Genomic DNA, 18,069 nt, shown 5'->3' with positions numbered 1-18,069 from the left:
CGGACGGCCCGCCCCCGCTCCGCTACGCGTGCACGCGGGAGGCGTGGGCGAGGAGTTCGTCGACGGGCCATTGGTCGTCGAGGTGTTCGCCGTACTTCGCGGCGACGACGCGGCCGTCGGGGGCGATCAGGAAGTCGCCGGGCAGACCGAGCCGGCCGCCGCGCGGACTGCGTGCCGGCGGGCGGGCCCGGCCGCGCAGCATCTCCCGCGTGCCGAGGGCCACGGCCTTGGCGATCGGCAGCCACGCGCGGCGACTGAGCAGCGCCCGGGGCGAGGACTCGACGCCGAACGCGGTGTAGAGCCGCTTGTCAGGATCGGCGACGACCGGGAACGGCAGGCCGTCGAGGTGCGGGGTCAACTCCTCGGGCGGCGAGTGGAAGACGACGACCTCGCGGATGCCGGCCGCCTCGATCTCCTCGTGCCGTCGGGCCACGGACCGCAGGTGCAGATGGCAGACGGGGCAGCCGGCGAAGCGCCGGAACTGCAGATGGACGAGCAGCTCCGGGTCCGGGACCGCGACCGGGGGCCCGAGGAGCGGGTCGAGCGTGCGGACGGGGGCCGTCGAGCCGGGCTGCAGCCGCTTGGCGGGCAGGGCCATGGAACACCTCCACGTAGGCGTACGGTGTACTCCTATCCAGGGTAGGCGTATGCCGTACGCTGTCAACCCATGCCGCGCCCCCGCTCCCTCACCCAGGACCGATTGGCCGCCGCCGCCCTCGCCGTCATCGACCGCGACGGGCTCGACGGCCTGTCGATGCGCACCGTCGCCAAGGAACTCGGCATGAGCACGATGGGGCTCTACCGGTACGTCGCCGACCGGGACGAACTGGAGGGGCTGGTCGCCGAGCGCGTCCTGAGCACCGTCGACCCCGCCCCGCCCCCCGCGGGCGCCCCCTGGCGGGACCGGATCGAGATCATGGTCCGCCGGCTCCGCGACAGCGTGGGCGAACACCCCGCCGCCGCCCCGCTCACCGTCACCCACCGGCACCGGCTGCCCGGGCTGCTGCGCTGGTCCGAGTCGATGCTCGGCATCCTCGCCGAGGCCGGCATCGAGGGCGAACAGCGGGTCGTGGCCCTGCGCGGCCTCATCGGCTACGTCGTCGGGGCGATCCAGCTCGAACACCTCGGGTCCCTCGCGGGCGCCGGCACGGCCACCATCGCCGAGCTGCCGGAGGAGGACTTCCCGTACATGACCGAGGCCGCCCGACACGCCCCCGGCATCGACGCCGAACGGGAGTTCTTCGGCGGGCTCGCGGTGTATCTGCGCGGCCTCGGCGGCTGAGGCCCCCGCCCCTCCCCCCGCCCCCTTGCGCGAGGCGGGACAATGGAAGACGGCGGCCCGGGTGTCCGGGCCGTGTGCGTGCGAGGAGGAGAAGAACGATGGCGGAATCCGCGGAGCGGAACGGGCAGCGGCGACTCCGACCCGCGCCGCTGATCTTCGAGCCCGCCGAGGCGACCGCCGACCCGGAGCACTTCTTCGACCTGGAGTCGATCGACGACCCCCGCGAGCTGCTCTCCCGCGCGACCGAGCTGACGCTGGCCTTCCGCGCGGCGACCGACCGGGCGATCGAGTTCCAGGCGATCGCGGCGGCCCAGCTCGCCGATCCCCGCCGGTTCGACCGCCTGACGCCCGCGGACGTCGCGGAGCGGGCGGAGTGGACCGAGGACTACGCGCGCCGGATGATCGAGTTCGGCCGCGATCTGATCCGCACGGGCGGCACGCCCCAGGACGACTGACCCCGGCGGACGGCCGGCGCCGGGCCGCACCGGCTCGGCGGCCTTCCGCCCTGCGAGGTGGCATATGCCGGGGCGAAAGATACTCCTCCCGCAGCCACTCTGTCCCGGTTTCCGGCAACCCTCGGAAAGCGCGCCGTCACTCCCGGTAGATCTTGCTCCATGAGCGCATGGCTGCGAGACGAGACCCCCCTGAGCCCGGCCCAGAGCGACACCGACGAGCGGCGCACGGACCGGCCCGACATCTTCCGCTTCCTGCGCCGGGGCGACGAGGGGCGGCATCACACCGCGCACGTCACCTGTGCCGGTGCCGACTGGCTCGCCTCCGCGGCCGCGTTCCCGCGCTCCACGCTCGCCCTCTGGGAGGCCAGGCCCACCGCCCCCGCCGTACTCCCCTGCGGCACGGTCTTCGACGTGGTGAACGTGGACGCGCTGTTCGGGCGGCGGATGCTCGAACGGCTCTGGTCGGAGGGGCCGGGCACCGGGCCCGTCGCCGTCCACCGGGGCCGGATGCTGCTCTTCGCCGCGCCGGGGACCGCCCAGCGCTTACCGTCCCTGCTCCACTGGGAGGAGTGGGGCGACGCCGTTCCGCCGCCGCTCTGCCACGGGGCAGGAGACGCCGTGACCATCCCCCCGCTGACGCCGCTGGAGCCCGCCGGCCCCCGCTGGGTGGTCGCGCCGGACACCCGGCACCCCTGGCTCCCGGGGCCCGAGGTCCTGCTCTGGGCCTGCGTCCGGGCCGTCCGGGCGGCATCCGCCGCCGACGTGCGGATATCGATTTTTCCTCCCGCCGATCAGGATGCTAAGGTCTACGACGTCAGCAGGCGCCGCTAGCTCAGTTGGTTAGAGCAGCTGACTCTTAATCAGCGGGTCCGGGGTTCGAGTCCCTGGCGGCGCACAGACGGAAGAAGCCCCTCGCGCGAGCGAGGGGCTTCTTCGTGTTCCGGCTCCGGCGCCTCAGGCGTCCTCCGGCAGCGTCACCTTCACCGTCCACGCGCCCGCCGGCGTCCGGTCCACCACCTGCACCCGGGCGCCCTCCCCCGGCACCGTGAACGACTCCCCGACGCCGAGCGGCGCGTCCGCCAGCGGCGGGTACACCGAGCGGTCCCAGCACGCCTCGGTCTTCGGATGGGTGTCCACGACCTCGACCGGACCGTCCCCGGACGCCGCCTCGTTCCGCACGCGGTAGATCAGCACCCCCTCCGTGCAGGTGTCCTGGTCGTTCCCGGTCGAGCCCCGGGCCTCGATCGCGAGCGCGGTGCCCACCCCGGTCCGTACGACCGCGAGCCGTTTGCCGACCGTGCCACCGGCCACCGGGGCCGCCGCCAGCGACTCCAGGCTGAGCAGCCGCGTCCCCGGACCCTGCACACAGACCACATGGCTCCGGTCCAGCCAGCCCAGCTTCCACTTGTGCCAGCCGAAGAGGTCCGGGGCGAGACCGAACTGGCTGCCCATGACGTCCCAGTCACCCACATGGGTGTCCCAGTCGCCCTTGCCGTCCATCGGCCGGTGGTAGAGATCCGGCAGGTCGAAGACATGGCCCGTCTCGTGCGCCAGCACGTTCCGGTCCGGGGGGTGCCGCTCGAAGACGGTGACGACCCGTTTGATCTCCGTGCCGTCCACCGTCAGCGGGGACTCCAGGTTGACGACCTTCGTGGCGTCGGAGTCGACTCCCGGCGCGTCCGGGTCGGCGACCAGGTAGACGATGTCGTACCGCGAGAAGTCGACCTGGTCGTCCGCCGCCGCGAGGGCGTCCCGCAGATAGGCGGCGCGCTTCCCCGCCTCCCAGTCCCGCTGTATGGCGTACGCCGTGGAGGCATGCGGCATCGGCGTCCACTCGCGCCGGGTCTCGGGGTGCAGCGCGAAGCGGCCGTACGAAGCGCGCCGGAAGAAGTCGCTCGTGCTCGGAAAGTGGTCGGCCGCCAGCTCGTCGGGGCTGGTCAGCGGGGTGGAGTCCGGGAAGGACAGGAAGATCATGACCGCGTCCAGGCTGCGGACGGGCTGCGGGTAGGAGCCGTTCCAGGTGTCGAGGCCCAGCGAGTGGTGCGCGGCGGTACGCGGCAGGGCGCAGGGACCGGCCGCGGACGCGCCCACGGCGGGGCCCGCCACGAGCCCGGTCGCGGCGAGCGCCACGAGGGAGGTGAAGGCCGCCGCGGAGGCACGCAGCCGCGGCCGTTCCACTCCCCCGGGTGTCTGCTGACCCCTCACGTGGACCTCCGTCTCCTGAATCGGGGATACGTCATCCACCTTGTGCCGATTTGAACCGTTTCGCACTTTTCCGCTGCCCCAGTCGGGTGAGCGCACGACACGGCGTCGACGCGACACGCGCCCTCTACGGCTCACGGAACGTCACAATCGGTCAGGCCCTCGCCGTCCCGCGTCAGACCCGCGCAGAAACGATCGGCCAGGTGTGCGCGGCGGGGAGAGTCACCCCCCGGTCGGGCGGGAGGCGGTCCACGGAGCTGGAATAGCCCCCGGGGCTGCCCCTATGATCGGCACACTTTCCTTGGCCGACCCCATCCCGACCACGCCTGTACGGCCCAACCGCACTACGGGAGCGAGCGGTGAGCGGAACCCCCGAAGGACCGGTGCACACCCAGCTCTCGCCCGCACGGGAGCCCGCGCCCCCGATCACGGAGCGTCATGACGCGCTCTCGATCGACGCCGAACTCCACGACTACCGCGCCGCCTTCCGGGCAGCCCAGCTCGCCATGGCCGTGGTCGACCAGAACGGCCTCGTCGTCGCCGCCAACGAAGCGCTCGGCACCCTCCTCGGCACCGAGGCCGACGCGCTCACCGAGCAGGCCGCCGCCGATCTCGTCGACCTCGCCGCCGACGGCCGCACCTGGCACGCGTACCGCGAGGTGCTGCGCGGCCGCCGTTCCCGCTTCCGCTGCACGCGCCGGCTCAAGCACCCCGACGGACGCTCGCTCTGGGCCGAGGTCACGGTCTCCCCCGTACCCGACAGCCGCCGCGTCCTCCTCTCGATCGCGGACATCAGCGACCGGCGCGAACTCCAGGCCCGGCTACGCCACCTCCAGATGCACGACCCGGTGACCCGGCTGCCCAACCGCACGCTCTTCTTCGAGCGGCTCTCGGTCGCCCTGGAGGCGGCTTCGCAGGAGGACGGCCTCCTGGACATCCGATCGTCGCACCTGTCGCACGAGTCGTACTCGTCGTACGGGCATGGCGGAACAGGGCGGATCGGCCTCTGCTACCTCGACCTCGACGGCTTCAAGGCCGTCAACGACACCATGGGGCACCGGATCGGCGACCGGCTGCTCGCCGCGGTGGCCGCGCGCCTGACGGAGTGCGCGGACAACGACGGATACACCCGGAGCGGTGGGCACCTGGTGGCACGGCTCGGCGGCGACGAGTTCGCGATCCTCGTCGAGGACTCCACGGGGACCGAACAGCTCGCCGATCTGGCGCAGTCGGTGCTCTGCGCGCTCCAGCAGCCCTTCGATCTGGCCGGCCAGCGCCTCTCGGTCTCGGCCTCGATCGGGGTGGTGGAGCGGGGCGCCCGCGGGACGACCGCGACGGGGCTGATGCAGGCCGCGGACACCACGCTGTACTGGGCGAAGGCCGACGGAAAGGCCCGCTGGACCCTCTTCGACCCCGAGCGCAACGCGCACCGGATGACCCGGCAGGCGCTCTCCTCCACACTCCGACCGGCCGTGGAGCGCGGGGAGTTCGGGCTGGAGTACCAGCCGCTGGTCGGTCTGGCCGACGGCACGGTGCACGGGGTGGAGGCGCTGGTGCGCTGGAACCACCCGCAGTTCGGCACGCTTCCGCCGAATCGGTTCGTCGGGATCGCCGAGGAGGACGGCTCGATCGTCGAGCTGGGGCGGTGGGTGCTGCGGACGGCGTGCGCGCAGGCCAGGCAGTGGCAGAAGGACCATCCGCGCGAGCGGCCGCTGTTCGTGAGCGTCAACGTGGCGGTGCGCCAGGTCTGGGACTCGGATCTGGTGGCGGACGTGGCGGGCATCCTTGCGGAGACCGGACTCCCCCCGCATCTGCTCCAGTTGGAACTGACCGAGTCCGCCGTGATGGGCTCCGCGGGACGGCCGCTCCAGGCGCTCCAGGCGCTGAGCGACATGGGGGTGCGGATCGCGATCGACGACTTCGGCACCGGCTACTCGAACCTGGCGTACCTGAGCCGGCTGCCGGTCTCGGTGCTCAAGCTGGACGGCTCGTTCGTCCGTGGCTTCCAGGACGAGGCGCACGCCAACCCGGCGGACGAGCTGATCGTGGAGGCCCTGGTGCAGCTCGCGCACCGGCTGGGCCTGACGGTGACCGCCGAGTGCGTGGAGACCTCGGGCCAGGCGACCCGGCTGCGCCGGATCGGCTGTGACACGGGGCAGGGCTGGCTCTATTCGCGCGCGGTGACCCCGGACCGCATCGCGGAGCTGATCGGATCCACGACGCTGCGCGTGTGAACCGCGCGCCGCGTCCGCCCACGCCTCCGGCGCCGCCCGGGCATGGATACTGCCCCCGGCCGGAGGGACATCCGGGCGGGGGCAGTGGTCATTGCGGGGTGGGGGCCGGGATCAGCAGGCTCCCTGGTCCTTCCAGACGCCCCACTCGCCGGTCGTGCCCGGCGTCTCGTTCTGGGTCCACCACTGGGCCAGCCACTTGCGGCCGTTGTGGGAGACCACGCTGCCGCCGGTGTAGACGTTGCCCGCCACGTAGGCCGGGACGGAGCCGCAGCCGGTCGGAGGCGTCGTGGGCGGGGTGGTGGTCGGAGGCGTGGTGGTGGGAGGCGTGGTCGGCGGGGTGGTCGGCGGGACGGTGGTGGCGCCGAGCGCGTCGTTGATCTGGTTCAGCAGCGTGATGTTGTTGTCCAGGCCGAGGAGCGAGTACATCATCGCGCCGGCCAGGCCGCGCTGCTTGCCGTAGTCCACCCGGGCCTGGATGGAGCGCTGGTTCAGGCCGGTGAAGAACTCGCCGTCCTTGTAGAAGTACGACGACTTGGCCTGGTCGTCCCAGAAGGTGGTCGCCGCGTTGTCGACGATGCCGCCGAGCTCCTTGTAGTGGGCGATGCCGGCCTGCTGGCTGAGCGGGCGGGCGTTGGAGCCGCCGGTCGCGGACTGGGCCAGGCCGTTGGCGGAGCCCGCTGGGACGCCCTTCCAGCCGCGGTAGTAGAACTCGTAGCCGAGGGTCAGCTTGTTGGCGGGGAAGCCGCCCGCGATGCCGTAGGCCGGCTTGCCGTCGATCCAGGAGTCGATCGCGTTGTCGATCGAGTACTTCTCGGTGCCCGGCGCGATCGGGTCGGTCGGGTCGTTGGAGCCGGAGTGGAGCGGGGACTGGTGGTACGTCGGCCCGTCGCCGTCCCAGGCGCCGTGCATGTCGTACGTCATGATGTTCGCGTAGTCGAGGTACGCGCCGATCTTGTCCGTCTCGATGTGCTTGATCTTGTCCTGGCCGGCCGGGAGGGCCGCGGTCAGCATGTACTCCTTGCCGCCGTTGGCCGCGCCGTACTCGTCGAGCTGCTTGCGGAACTCGGCGAGGAGGAGGGTGAAGTTCTGCTTGTCCTCGGGGCCGTAGTGGTTGCCGAGGTGGCCGCCCTCGGAGCCGGGGTACTCCCAGTCGATGTCGATGCCGTCGAAGATGCCCGCGGCGGTGCCGGCGCCGCCGAAGCCGCCCTCGACCGGGAGGTTGCCCTTGAGGTACTGGTCGATGCAGGAGGAGACCAGCTTCTTGCGGCTGGCGTCGGTCTTCGCCGCGTCGTGGAAGTACTTCGAGTAGGTCCAGCCGCCGAGCGAGATGTTGATCTTCAGGTGGGGGTACTTCGCCTTCAGCTCCTTGAACTGGTTGAAGACGCCCACGATCGGCTGGTTCCAGGTGTCGGCCACGCCGTCCACGCTGTCGGCCGCGCTGAAGGACTTCTGGTAGTCGGCGTAGGAGTCGCCCGCACCGTCACCCGCGTTGGGGTTGTTGTCGTCACCCGCGGCCTTGTTGGCCATGAAACAGGTGAGGTTGGTGGGGTGGATGTTGCCGAACGAGTAGTTGATGATGTCCAGCTTGCTCGCGATGCCCCGGGTGTCGAGGTGCTTGGGGTAGAAGGCGTTCCCGTACACGCTCCACTGGTCGTAGTACGCGATGCGGACGTTGCCGTCGGCGGCCGCCGTGGCGGTGGTGCCGGAACCGGCCGCCGAGGCGGAGCCGATGCCGACGGTGGCGGCCAGCGCGCCTGCGGCGAGGGCCGTGCTCACGAGCGCGGCTATCAAGGGCTTACGGGGGTGCACGTGCGGCCTCCGAGGGGGTACGAGGGGTACGCGGTACAGCAGTTGGAGAAGTGATAGCGGCCGCGTGAACAGTGCGTCAATGGTCTGAACCAGATTGAGGACTAGACCAATTGGCGGACGAAAGCCCTTGTCAGGCCCCTTTCGAGGGGGCCCAGCACAGAACGGAGCCGACCGCCACCACGAGTGACGAGCGGTTTAAGGTTCCGTTAGGGAAGACGCTCCGGTTGGTTCGCGAGTGAACCAACCCGCCCCCGAAACCCAGCTTTTACCCGGTGCGACGTGTCCGCGTGATGGTCACCAAGATCATGTCCGGTCGGCGGTGGTCTAGGGTGCCCCGCGGTCTGCAGGCGGAACGACGGGGAGTTGCGGAAGTGCGTGGGAACGGCCCGGCAGGTGGCGGACAGCACCCCGAGTGGGACCCGGACGCGACGGAGGTCCTGCCGCCGTCGCCGGCGGGTGCGCGGGGAAGAGGCGACGCGCCCCCGGAGGTGGCGTCGACCCGTCCGCTGCCACGGATCGACGTCCACGTGTTCGCTCCCGTCGCGGAACCCGGGAGGGCGCAGCGGCGCCCGCGCTCCGGCCGGGTGCCGAGAGGGGTATGGGCCGCAGCCGCGCTCGTGGCCTGCGCGGCGGGTGGTCTCGTGGTCGGCGCCCTGGTCCCGGGTTCGGCGGACCCCGAGGAGACCGCCGCCGGGACTCCGCCCTCCGGCCCCGTCTCGCCGGTCCCGGACCCGTCGGCGTCCACGCCCGGATCCGTGCCCGATTCCTCGCCCGAGGCCGGGCCGGCCGCCTACCAGGTGACCGTCGCGACGGCCGACTCCGAAGGGGCCGGCACCGACAGCGACGTCCAGGGGCGGCTCACCGACGAGGCCGGGCGCACCTCGGCCTGGACGGTCCTCGACACCAGCGGGCACAACGACTTCGAGGCCGGCGCCCGCGACTCGTACGCGATCACCACACCCGCCGGCTTCGGCCGGCCGGCCTCCCTCCAGCTGTGGAAGGGAGGCGAGGACGCCTGGGCGGTGGAGTCCGATGTGCGCGTGACCGGGCCCGGCGGATACACGGCGGTCTGGCGACCGGCTGACGCCCCGGCCCGGCTGTGGATCACCGGCGGCGAGTCGCCGCCGGACGACGGCGTCCCCGCGTTCACGGAGTACAGCCCGGAGGGGCCCCTCTCCCGGAGTGCGCCGTGACGGCCGCCCCGGGAGATCCCGTCGCGGAACCCGCCTACAGGTCTCCGTCCGGCATTCCGTACGCGTCCGCGATCAACTCGTAGCTCCGCAGCCGGACATCGCCCCCGTGCGCGTTGGCCGTGATCATCAGCTCGTCGGCGCCGGTCCGCTTGCGCAGATCGTCCAGGCCGGTCCGCACCTCGTCCGGCGTGCCGAAGACGATGTTCGCCAGCCAGTCGTCCACGAAGTCCCGCTCCGTCGGGCTGAAGGGGTACGCCTCCGCCTCCTCCGGGGTCGGGATCAGACCCGGCCGGCCGGTGCGGAGCCGCAGCATCGACAGCGCGCCGGTCATGACCTGGCGGCGGGCCTCGTTCGGGTCCTCGTGGGCGAGGGCCGCGACACCGATGAGCGCGTACGGCGCGTCGAGGACCTCCGAGGGCCGGAAGGACTCCCGGTAGAGGTCGAGCGCGGGGATCGTGTTCCGGGCCGAGAAGTGGTGGGCGAAGGCGAACGGCAGGCCGAGCATCCCGGCGAGGCGGGCGCTGAAGCCGGAGGATCCGAGCAGCCAGACCGGTGGCCGCCCGGAGGGGCCCTGCACCGGGCCGGGCACGGCGTGGATCCGGGAGTACGGGTGGCCGTCGGGGAAGTCGTCGTCCAGGAAGCGGGTCAGCTCGGCCAGCTGCTGCGGAAAGTCGTCCGCGCCCTCGTTCAGGGTCCGGGTCCGGCGCAGGGCGGCGGCCGTGGCGCCGTCGGTGCCGGGCGCACGGCCGAGCCCGAGGTCGACGCGGCCCGGGGCGAACGCCTCCAGCGTGCCGAACTGCTCGGCGATCACCAACGGCGCGTGGTTGGGGAGCATGACGCCCCCGGAGCCGAGCCGGATACGGCGGGTGTGCGCGGCCAGATGGGCCAGGATCACGGCCGGCGAGGAGGAGGCGACGCCGGGCATGGAGTGGTGTTCGGCGACCCAGTGGCGGTGGTAGCCCCGCCGCTCGGCGAGCTTGCTGATCTCGACGCTGGTGGCCAGCGCCTGGCTCGCGGTCCGGCCGCTGCCGACGGTCACCAGGTCCAGTACGGACAGCGGTACGGGCGAGTCCCCGTGTGCCGTGCCCCGAATCGCGTCGCTCACCCTTGACGCCCCTTCTGCCAGTAGTACGTACCGGCAGAGAGAACAGGAGGGTGTCTCCGGTTATTCCACCGGCCGACAGGAATGAGCTGTTCGGCTTCGGGTAGCCGCGCGCCCATGCCTCGAACAACCCAACTGATACGGCGGCGGACGATGCTGTGGGGAACGGCGGCCGCGGCGGCGACCGGCGCGGTCGGCTGTGCCCGCGTCGCCTCCGGCGACACCCTCGGCCGACTCAGATCCCAGGACACCGTCCGCCTCGGCATCGCGGGCGAGGTCCCGTACGGCTACGTCGACGAGCAGGGCGCCTTCACCGGCGAGGCTCCCGAGCTGGCCCGGGTGATCTTCGGCAGGCTCGGCATCACCCGCGTCCAGCCGGTGGCCACCGACTTCGCCTCGCTCATACCCGGGCTCAACTCCCAGCAGTTCGACGTCGTCTCGGCGGGGATGTACATCAACAAGGAGCGCTGCGCCCAGGTGCTCTTCGCCGACCCCGAGTACCAGATGCTCGACTCCTTCATCGTCCCGAAGGGCAACCCGAAGAACATCCGCTCGTACGAGGACGCGGTGCGCGCCGGGGCGCGCTTCGCCACCGGCAGCGGCTACGCCCAGATCGCGTACGCCGTCGCGGCCGGGTACGCCGAGAAGGACATCGTGATCCTCCAGGACCAGGTCGCCGGCCTGAACGCGGTCGAGTCCGGCCGCGTCGACGTCTTCGCCGGCACGGCGCTGACCGCCCGCTCGGTCGTCCGCAAGTCCTCGAAGGCCGAGGCCACCGAGCCCTTCGCCGCGGTCGTCGACGGCAAGAAGAAGATCGACGGCGGCGGCTTCGCGTTCCGCCCCACCGACACCGCGCTGCGGGACGCCTTCAACAGCGAGCTGCACCGGATGAAGAAGAGCGGTGAGCTCTTCCGGATCCTGCGGCGCTTCGGCTTCACCGAGGCCGAGATGACCACCATGACCGCCGAGGAGCTGTGCCGATGACCGCCGGACTCTGGCAGAACTGGGTCCTGCCCGGCATCTGGATCACCCTCCAGCTCCTGATCGCCTCCGCCGCGCTCGCCGCCGCCGTCGCGTTCACCGTCGGCACCGCCCGCACCCACCGCTCCCGCTTCGTCCGCTTCCTGGCCGGGTTCTACACCGAGGTCTTCCGCGGCACCTCCGCGCTGATCCTGATGTTCTGGCTCTTCTTCGTGCTGCCGCCGCTGGTCGGCTGGCAGCTCGTCCCGATGTGGGCGGCGATCCTCGCGCTCGGCCTCTCCTACGGCGCCTACGGCGCCGAGATCGTCCGCGGCGCCCTGAACGCCGTACCGAAGGCGCAGCGCGAGGCGGGGGTCGCGCTCAGCTTCACGCCCTGGCAGCGGCTGCGGCTCGTCCTGCTCCCGCAGGCCGTGCCCGAGATGATGCCGTCCTTCTGCAACCTGCTGGTCGAGCTGCTCAAGGGCACCGCCCTCGTCTCCCTGCTCGGCGTCGGCGACGTCTCCTTCGCGGCGTACCTCGTGCGGCTCGCGACGCAGGAGAGCGGCGGGATCTACACCGTGACGCTGGTCGTGTACTTCGTGATCGCGCTGGTGATCACCCGCTCGATGAAGGCGCTGGAGCGACGGGGCAAGGCGAACCTGGGAGTGATGACCAAGTGAACTGGGACTGGTCCGCGGTGGCGGACTTCATGCCGCGCTTCTGGGACGGGCTGCTCGTCACGCTCCAGGTACTGGCGCTCGGCTCGCTGATCTCGTTCTCCCTGGGACTGGTGTGGGCGATCGGCTTCCGGGCCCACAGCCGGCTCGTGCGCTGGCCGGTGCACGCCGTCACCGAGTTCATCCGCACCACCCCGCTGCTCGTCCAGCTCTTCTTCCTCTTCTTCGTGCTGCCGGAGTGGGGCGTGCAGTTCTCCGCGCTGACCACCGGCACGCTCGCGATCGGGCTGCACTACTCGACGTACACCGCCCAGGTCTACCGGGCCGGCATCGACGCCGTGCCCGCCGGGCAGTGGGAGGCGGCGAAGGCGCTCAGCCTGCCTCGCCACCGGACCTGGCTGACGGTGATCCTCCCGCAGGCTCTGCGCCGGATCGCGCCCGCGCTCGGCAACTACGTCATCGCGATGCTCAAGGACACCCCGCTGCTGGCCGGAATCAGCGTGCTGGAGCTCCTCCAGCAGTCCCGGCTGGAATCGGCCGCCACCTTCCAGTACACCGAGCCGCTCACGGTGATCGGTGTGGCCTTCGTCCTGGTCGCGTATCCCGCCTCTCTTCTCATCCGCACTCTGGAGCGCCGTCTTGTCCACTGATTCCGAGAATGCCCTCATTCGTTTCGAGAACGTCACCAAGCGCTTCGGCGATCAGACGGTCCTCGACGATCTCAATTTCTCCGTCCGCCCCGGCAAGCACGTCACGCTGATCGGACCCTCCGGTTCCGGAAAGACGACGATCCTGCGGCTCCTGATGACCCTGGAGAAACCCGACAAGGGCACCATTCGGGTCAACGGAGGAACGCTGTACCCGGCGGACGAGAAGCACCGGCGGGAGGCGCGGAAGAAGATCGGAATGGTCTTCCAGCACTTCAACCTCTTCCCGCACATGGACGTTCTGCGCAACATCACCGAGGCTCCCGTCCGGGTCCTCGGGAAGAGCCGCGAGGAGGCGGAGGCACGCGGGCGGGAACTGCTCGACATGGTCGGCCTGGGCGACAAGTGCGAGGCCAAGCCCGCGCAGCTGTCCGGCGGCCAGCAGCAGCGGGTCGCCATCGCGCGGGCGTTGGCGATGGAGCCGAGTGTTCTGCTCCTCGACGAGGTGACCTCGGCGCTGGACCCGGAGCTCGTGGCGGGAGTGCTGGACCTGCTCCGGGAGATCGCCGCGTCGACGGACATCACCATGATCTGTGTGACGCACGAGATGAACTTCGCCCGTGACATCTCGGACGAGGTCCTGATGTTCGACGCGGGAAGGGTGATCGAGTCCGGTTCGCCAGAAAAAATCTTCTCGGATCCCGAGCATCCCCGTACTCGCGAGTTTCTCGGCGCGGTCCTCTGACCTCAGACTCTGCGGTAGTGCTTTGACTCTGGCATATGCCAGGGTGGTGCGCCCCAGCGTATGCCGCTGGGGCGCCGCACTATTCTCGCCAACAGCCGCCCCGAAAAGGGGCCTTGGCGGCTATCGTGGTACGGAAGCTTGCGGTCACAACCTGGTAGGGGGAAACCGTGGCGCTGAAGCCCGAGCCCACCGCGCCGTTCCACTCGGTGCAATACGCCCTGCGCGTCCTCGAGACGGTCTCGCGGCACGGTGGCGGGGTGACGGACGTCCAGATCGCTCGTGAGACCGGTCTGCCCGTCGCCCATCTGTCCTCCCTGCTGCTGATGCTCCGGCGCGAGGGGTACGTCGAGCAGGTCGCCGACGGCGCCTATGTGATCGGCGATTCGCTGGTCCTCCTGGGCTCCGGCCTCACCCGGCGCGAGGCACTGGAGGGCAAGCTCCAGGAGACGCTGACCGAGCTGCGCGACTCCGTGGGCGCCGCGGTCTACATCAGCCGGTACATCGACGGCGAGGTGAAGATCACCCAGTTCGCCGCCGGCCCGCGCACGCCCGCGGTCAACGAGTGGGTGGACTTCCGCTCGGCCGCCCATGCGAGCGCGGTCGGCAAGTGCCTGCTGACGCAGCTGGACCAGAACGGCCGTCGGGACCACCTCTCGCGTCACAAGATCGCCCGGCTCACGTCCCGCACGATCACCAACGAGAAGGTGCTCTTCTCCAAGCTGGACAGCCAGCCGCCGACCGTCCCGGTGCTCGACCTCCAGGAGTACGCCGTCGGCACGGTCTGCGCGGCGGTCCCGCTGACGGCCGGTGCGGCCGTGGGCTGCCTGGCGCTCTCCCTGCCGATCGAGCATGCCCACCGGCTGCGGTCGGCGGCGGACACACTGAACCGACGGGCCGCTCCCGTGGTGCTCTCGCTGGCGATCTGAGACACGCGACCGGTCCTCGGCGGTGGTGGTCGGAACCACCCCCGAGGACCAGGTAGTATTTTCTCTGTCAGCAGGCGCCGCTAGCTCAGTTGGTTAGAGCAGCTGACTCTTAATCAGCGGGTCCGGGGTTCGAGTCCCTGGCGGCGCACAGACGGAAGAAGCCCCTCGCGCGAGCGGGGGGCTTCTTCGTGTGCCCGGGCCGGTCAGGCCCGCAGGTAAGTGAGGACGGCGAGGACCCGGCGGTGGGTGTCCTCGGCGGGCGGCAGGTCCAGCTTCCCCAGGATGTTGCCGATGTGCTTGCCGACGGCCGCCTCGGTGACGACGAGCCGGCGGGCGATCTCTCCGTTCGAGTGCCCTTCGGCGACCAGGGCCAGGACCTCGCGCTCGCGCGGGGTCAGCGCCTCCAGCGGATCGCGGTGGCGGCGCAGCAGCTGCCGTACGACCTCGGGGTCCACGACCGTTCCGCCCTCCGCGACCCGGGTGAGGGCGTCCAGGAACTCCTCGACCTGGCCGACCCTGTCCTTGAGGAGGTAGCCGACCCCGGTGCCGTCGCCCGCGTCCAGGAGGTCCGCGGCGTAGGTCCGCTGCACGTACTGGCTGAGGACGAGGACGGGCAGACCCGGGCGGTCGGCCCGTAGGGCGACCGCGGCGCGCAGCCCCTCGTCCTGGAAGCCGGGCGGCATCCGGACGTCGGTGACGACGATGTCCGGATCGTGCTCGGTGACGGCCGCGTGCAGCCCGTCGGCGTCACCGACCGCAGCGACGACCTCGTGGCCGAAGCGGGCCAGCAGCCCGATCAGCCCTTCGCGGAGGAGGACGCTGTCCTCGGCGAGGACGACACGGAGCGATCGGGCGGTGCGGGACAAGGGATCTCCACTCGCAGGAGGGTCGGGCCGCCGACCGGGCTGATGATCGTCAGTGTGCCATCGAGGACGGCGAGGCGGTCGGCGAGTCCGGTGAGGCCGCTTCCCCGCTCCGGGTCCGCTCCTCCCCTGCCGTCGTCCTCGATGTCGATGCGCAGTCGCCGGGACGCGTGGCGGGCGGTGATCCGGACCTCGGTGGCGCCGCTGTGCTTGCCGACGTTGGCGAGGGCCTCGCAGACGGCGAAGTAGCCGGCGCTCTCGACGGCGGTGGGCAGCCGGGGCAGGTCGATGTCGGTGCCGACGGGGACGGCGGAGCGGTCGGCGGCGTCGGCGAGGGCCGCGCCCAGGCCGTAGTCGGCGAGCACCTGCGGGTGGATGCCGTGGATCAGTTCGCGCAGCTCGGTCAGGACCCGGCCGGCCTCCGCGTGGGCCTCGGTGAGCTGGTCGGCGAGGGGTCCCGGCGGGGCGTCGAGGCGGGCGAGGCCCAGGGTCATGGTGAGGGCGACCAGGCGTTGCTGCGCGCCGTCGTGGAGATCGCGCTCGATCCGGCGCCGCTCGGCCTCGAAGGCGTCGACGAGCCGGGCCCGCGAGGCGGTGACCTCGCCGATCCTGTCCCTCAGTTCGGCCTCGCGGGGGGCGAGCAGGGCGCGGCTCAGGGCGGCGCGGGCGCCGGCGAGGGCCGCGAGCGGGTAGAGGAGGGCGACGAGGAGGACCGCTCCGAGGAGGGCGGCGGCGAACGCCTGCGGATAGGAGGTGACCAGGTACGCCTTGACGACCTTGGCCTCCTCCCCGTCGGCGGCGAGCTGGAGAGGGGTGGTGATCAGTGCGGCGGGCAGGCCGAGGGCGACGGCGAGGACGATCAGGTCCAGCGGCCACAGGACGGTGGCGTGCAGAACGGCGTACGCGAGCTCCCGCCAGGTGGCCTGTTCCCTGACCCGGACGCGGAGCCAGGCGGCGAGGCCGGGGGTGTCGGGGACGCGGTGCGGATCGGTGGCCGGGTCGAGGTCGACGAGCCGGAGCCGTCGGCGCTCGACGCCGCCGAGGGCCACCCCGGCGAGGAGCAGGAGCGGGAGCCCGACGAGGACGAAGGAGAAGACGACGAGGAGGAGCAGGACCAGGAGGGCGGCCGCTCCGGTGACCGCGCCGGTGGCGAGGTAGCCGGCGGACCGCCAGGGCCACTCGCCGCGCGGGAATCGGGGCCGGGTGAGGGCCTGCCAGGGGTTTCGGGGCTCCATGGCCCCCACCGTAGGGCCGGGTCCGCGGGCGGGACCATCGGTCTGGTGGGTGTACGGGGGTATGCCTGGCCCTACCCCCGGGCGCCGGGCCCCAGGGGTGACCGGCCGTGTGCGGCGTACGCGCCGCGGAGCCCGGTGAGCGCCTCCGGGGTCAGGGGCTCGTACGGGCTCCCGGCCTCGGGGCGCCACCAGACCGGGTCCGCGCAGAGGAACGCCTCCCGGCGCAGGGCCACGCGGTGGATCTTGTTCGTGGCCGTCAGGGGCAGTGCGGGGACGAGGCGTACGAACCGCGGCGGCATCTTGGTGCCCAGGTCCGGCTGGGCGGCGAGGAAGTCCTGGAAGGCGGCCGGGTCGAAGGTCGCGCCCTCGCGCAGGGAGATCGCGGTCATCACCTGGTCCCCCGCGACCGGGTCGGGTATCGCGTAGACGGCGACGCCGGCGGCCCGGTCCCAGCGGGAGAGGATCTGCTCGATCACGGCCGCGGCGAGGTTCTCGCTGTCGACGCGCAGCCTGTCGTCCGTCCGTCCCGCGAAGTAGAGGAAGCCGTCGGTGTCCTGGTAGAAGAGGTCGCCGGTCCAGTACCAGCCTCCGCGCAGCCGGGCCGACTCCGCCTCGGGGTTGCGCCAGTAGCCCTCGAAGGGGTTTCGGCCGCGGTTGACCAGTTCGCCGATGGCGGCGGAGGCGTTGAGGAGCCGGCCTTCGGGTGAGAGATCGGCGGTCTCGCACTCCTTCCCGGTCGCCGGGTCCACCACCGCGAGGTCGTCCCCGGGCGCGGCCCGGCCGATGGCCCCGGTCGGGGTGTCCGGGGTCCGCTGGATCGCCGCGCCTCCCTCGGAGGAGCCGTACCCCTCGACGAGCCGGGCCCCGAACCGTTCCTGGAATCGGGCCGCGTCCACCGCCCCCGCCTCCGTGCCGAAGCCGAGGCGCAGTCGGTGCTCGCGGTCGTCGGGGCGCGGCGGTGTGGCGAGCAGGTACTGCACCGCGCGCCCCACGTAGGTGAAGTACGTCGCCTCGAACTCCTGGACGTCCGCCAGGAAGCGGGAGGCCGAGAACCGGGCGCGCAGCGCCACGGTCGCTCCGGCGGCGAGCGCCGGGGCCCAGTCCGCGATGACCGCGTTGCCGTGGAACATCGGCATGCAGATGTAGTGCACGTCCTCGGGCCGCAGCCGGAAGTGGGAGACGAGCGAGGCGCCCGCGGCCGCGAGGCGCCCCTGGCTGCAGATCGCCGCCTTGGGGGCGCCGGTCGAGCCCGAGGTGAAGTACAGGAGCAGCCGGCTGTCGGGGCGCACCGGGCGGGCCACGGCCTCGCCCGGCTCGGCGTCCTCGAAGGGGGCGAGGAGCGCGTGGTACGCGTCGGTGTCGGTCACCAGCACCCGTACGCCCGGCAGGGGGAGCCCGTCGAGCAGGGGAAGGTACGCGCGCTGGGTGACCAGGACACGGCAGTCGGTGTGGACGATGTCGCGGGCGAGTTCGGCGCCCCGGCGGGTGGGGTTGATGCCGGCGACGGCGGCCCCCGCGAGGGCCGCCGCGCTCAGCCAGAGCGGGAATTCCGGTGTGTTGTCGAGGAGTACCCCGAGGTGCGGCTCGGCACCCCGGGGCAGCAGATCGACGAGCAGCGCGGCACGCGCGGCGGCACCGGCGGCGACCTGGTGGTGGGTGAGGACCGTCTCGTGGCTCCTCAGTCCGACCCTGTGATCGCCCCACTGACGCTGCACGAGCTCCGCCACGGTCATGCGCCG

Annotated in this window: 17 protein-coding genes and 2 tRNA genes; 12 read left to right on the top strand and 7 right to left on the bottom strand. The window is 71.8% G+C overall.

Annotated features, from left to right (window positions below):
* Positions 1 to 22: 22 nt before the first annotated feature.
* Positions 23 to 598 carry a peroxiredoxin-like family protein gene (locus tag AB0D99_RS06350; protein ID WP_362357506.1) on the bottom strand — a complete coding sequence of 192 codons (576 nt, stop codon included), beginning with the start codon at positions 596 to 598 and terminating at the stop codon, positions 23 to 25.
* A gap of 69 nt (positions 599 to 667) precedes the next feature.
* On the opposite strand from AB0D99_RS06350, the gene AB0D99_RS06345 reads away from it, so the two are divergent.
* The 4 genes from AB0D99_RS06345 to AB0D99_RS06330 all read left to right on the top strand — a co-directional run bounded on the left by AB0D99_RS06345 (position 668) and on the right by AB0D99_RS06330 (position 2,632).
* A complete protein-coding gene (locus AB0D99_RS06345; protein ID WP_362357504.1) occupies positions 668 to 1,282 on the top strand; it encodes a TetR/AcrR family transcriptional regulator C-terminal domain-containing protein in 615 nt (204 codons plus the stop codon).
* Positions 1,283 to 1,380: 98 nt separating this feature from the next.
* Positions 1,381 to 1,737, top strand: a complete 357-nt coding sequence (locus AB0D99_RS06340; RefSeq protein WP_362357502.1) for a hypothetical protein — start codon at positions 1,381 to 1,383, stop codon at positions 1,735 to 1,737.
* Positions 1,738 to 1,896: 159 nt separating this feature from the next.
* A complete protein-coding gene (locus tag AB0D99_RS06335; protein WP_362357500.1) occupies positions 1,897 to 2,568 on the top strand; it encodes a bifunctional DNA primase/polymerase in 672 nt (223 codons plus the stop codon).
* Positions 2,559 to 2,632 (top strand) — tRNA-Lys (locus AB0D99_RS06330). The genes AB0D99_RS06335 and AB0D99_RS06330 overlap by 10 nt, the downstream gene beginning before the upstream one ends.
* A gap of 59 nt (positions 2,633 to 2,691) precedes the next feature.
* On the opposite strand, the gene AB0D99_RS06325 is transcribed toward AB0D99_RS06330, so the two are convergent.
* On the bottom strand, positions 2,692 to 3,942 hold the full coding sequence (locus AB0D99_RS06325) for a M6 family metalloprotease domain-containing protein (RefSeq protein WP_362357498.1): 1,251 nt from the start codon (positions 3,940 to 3,942) through the stop codon (positions 2,692 to 2,694).
* Between the two features lie 422 nt (positions 3,943 to 4,364).
* On the opposite strand from AB0D99_RS06325, the gene AB0D99_RS06320 reads away from it, so the two are divergent.
* Entirely contained in the window at positions 4,365 to 6,173 is a 1,809-nt protein-coding gene (locus tag AB0D99_RS06320; RefSeq protein WP_362357707.1) for an EAL domain-containing protein, read from the top strand.
* Positions 6,174 to 6,284: 111 nt separating this feature from the next.
* Here the strand turns inward: AB0D99_RS06320 and AB0D99_RS06315 are convergent, their stop codons facing one another.
* The gene (locus tag AB0D99_RS06315) at positions 6,285 to 7,982 is read right to left on the bottom strand and encodes a glycosyl hydrolase family 18 protein (RefSeq protein WP_362357496.1); all 1,698 of its coding nucleotides are present in this window, start codon (positions 7,980 to 7,982) and stop codon (positions 6,285 to 6,287) included.
* Between the two features lie 527 nt (positions 7,983 to 8,509).
* Here AB0D99_RS06315 and AB0D99_RS06310 point away from each other — a divergent pair.
* Positions 8,510 to 9,175 (top strand): PLAT/LH2 domain-containing protein, encoded by a 666-nt coding sequence (locus AB0D99_RS06310; RefSeq protein WP_362357494.1) that lies wholly within the window; start codon positions 8,510 to 8,512, stop codon positions 9,173 to 9,175.
* A 34-nt stretch (positions 9,176 to 9,209) separates the two neighbouring features.
* Here AB0D99_RS06310 and AB0D99_RS06305 read toward each other — a convergent pair whose 3' ends face one another.
* Complete coding sequence (locus AB0D99_RS06305; protein ID WP_362357492.1) at positions 9,210 to 10,280, bottom strand: LLM class flavin-dependent oxidoreductase; 1,071 nt, start codon at positions 10,278 to 10,280, stop codon at positions 9,210 to 9,212.
* Between the two features lie 114 nt (positions 10,281 to 10,394).
* On the opposite strand from AB0D99_RS06305, the gene ehuB reads away from it, so the two are divergent.
* The 6 genes from ehuB (at position 10,395) to AB0D99_RS06275 (ending at position 14,380) form a co-directional block, all read left to right on the top strand.
* The gene (ehuB, locus tag AB0D99_RS06300) at positions 10,395 to 11,261 is read left to right on the top strand and encodes an ectoine/hydroxyectoine ABC transporter substrate-binding protein EhuB (protein ID WP_362357490.1); all 867 of its coding nucleotides are present in this window, start codon (positions 10,395 to 10,397) and stop codon (positions 11,259 to 11,261) included.
* Entirely contained in the window at positions 11,258 to 11,917 is a 660-nt protein-coding gene (gene ehuC, locus AB0D99_RS06295; RefSeq protein WP_362357488.1) for an ectoine/hydroxyectoine ABC transporter permease subunit EhuC, read from the top strand. The genes ehuB and ehuC overlap by 4 nt, the downstream gene beginning before the upstream one ends.
* Positions 11,914 to 12,564: an ectoine/hydroxyectoine ABC transporter permease subunit EhuD gene (gene ehuD / locus AB0D99_RS06290; RefSeq protein WP_362357486.1), complete on the top strand. Its 651-nt coding sequence runs from the start codon at positions 11,914 to 11,916 to the stop codon at positions 12,562 to 12,564. Before ehuC ends, ehuD begins: the two co-directional genes overlap by 4 nt.
* Positions 12,554 to 13,306: an ectoine/hydroxyectoine ABC transporter ATP-binding protein EhuA gene (gene ehuA / locus AB0D99_RS06285; protein ID WP_362357484.1), complete on the top strand. Its 753-nt coding sequence runs from the start codon at positions 12,554 to 12,556 to the stop codon at positions 13,304 to 13,306. Before ehuD ends, ehuA begins: the two co-directional genes overlap by 11 nt.
* A gap of 167 nt (positions 13,307 to 13,473) precedes the next feature.
* Entirely contained in the window at positions 13,474 to 14,232 is a 759-nt protein-coding gene (locus AB0D99_RS06280) for an IclR family transcriptional regulator C-terminal domain-containing protein (protein ID WP_260229692.1), read from the top strand.
* A 74-nt stretch (positions 14,233 to 14,306) separates the two neighbouring features.
* Positions 14,307 to 14,380, top strand: a tRNA-Lys gene (locus AB0D99_RS06275).
* 55 nt (positions 14,381 to 14,435) lie between these two features.
* On the opposite strand, the gene AB0D99_RS06270 is transcribed toward AB0D99_RS06275, so the two are convergent.
* The 3 genes from AB0D99_RS06270 to AB0D99_RS06260 form a co-directional block, all read right to left on the bottom strand.
* Positions 14,436 to 15,098, bottom strand: coding sequence for a response regulator transcription factor (locus tag AB0D99_RS06270; protein ID WP_362357481.1), 663 nt, complete (start codon positions 15,096 to 15,098; stop codon positions 14,436 to 14,438).
* Complete coding sequence (locus AB0D99_RS06265; protein WP_362357479.1) at positions 15,029 to 16,330, bottom strand: sensor domain-containing protein; 1,302 nt, start codon at positions 16,328 to 16,330, stop codon at positions 15,029 to 15,031. The genes AB0D99_RS06270 and AB0D99_RS06265 overlap by 70 nt, the downstream gene beginning before the upstream one ends.
* 71 nt (positions 16,331 to 16,401) lie before the next feature.
* Positions 16,402 to 18,063: an AMP-binding protein gene (locus AB0D99_RS06260; RefSeq protein WP_362357477.1), complete on the bottom strand. Its 1,662-nt coding sequence runs from the start codon at positions 18,061 to 18,063 to the stop codon at positions 16,402 to 16,404.
* Positions 18,064 to 18,069 lie beyond the last annotated feature (6 nt).

It is taken from the genome of Streptomyces sp. NPDC047971 (genome assembly GCF_040653355.1).
In the GTDB taxonomy this organism is placed as follows: domain Bacteria; phylum Actinomycetota; class Actinomycetes; order Streptomycetales; family Streptomycetaceae; genus Streptomyces.
This window is presented reverse-complemented; position numbering and strand designations above follow the sequence as displayed.

Bases quoted from the DNA above. Each gene is read 5' to 3' on its own strand.
- AB0D99_RS06350 (WP_362357506.1), bottom strand. From the start codon at position 598: ATGGCCCTGCCCGCCAAGCGGCTGCAGCCCGGCTCGACGGCCCCCGTC.
- AB0D99_RS06345 (WP_362357504.1), top strand. From the start codon at position 668: ATGCCGCGCCCCCGCTCCCTCACCCAGGACCGATTGGCCGCCGCCGCC.
- AB0D99_RS06340 (WP_362357502.1), top strand. From the start codon at position 1,381: ATGGCGGAATCCGCGGAGCGGAACGGGCAGCGGCGACTCCGACCCGCG.
- AB0D99_RS06335 (WP_362357500.1), top strand. From the start codon at position 1,897: ATGAGCGCATGGCTGCGAGACGAGACCCCCCTGAGCCCGGCCCAGAGC.
- ehuB (WP_362357490.1), top strand. From the start codon at position 10,395: ATGCCTCGAACAACCCAACTGATACGGCGGCGGACGATGCTGTGGGGA.
- ehuC (WP_362357488.1), top strand. From the start codon at position 11,258: ATGACCGCCGGACTCTGGCAGAACTGGGTCCTGCCCGGCATCTGGATC.
- AB0D99_RS06265 (WP_362357479.1), bottom strand. From the start codon at position 16,330: ATGGAGCCCCGAAACCCCTGGCAGGCCCTCACCCGGCCCCGATTCCCG.
- AB0D99_RS06260 (WP_362357477.1), bottom strand. From the start codon at position 18,063: ATGACCGTGGCGGAGCTCGTGCAGCGTCAGTGGGGCGATCACAGGGTC.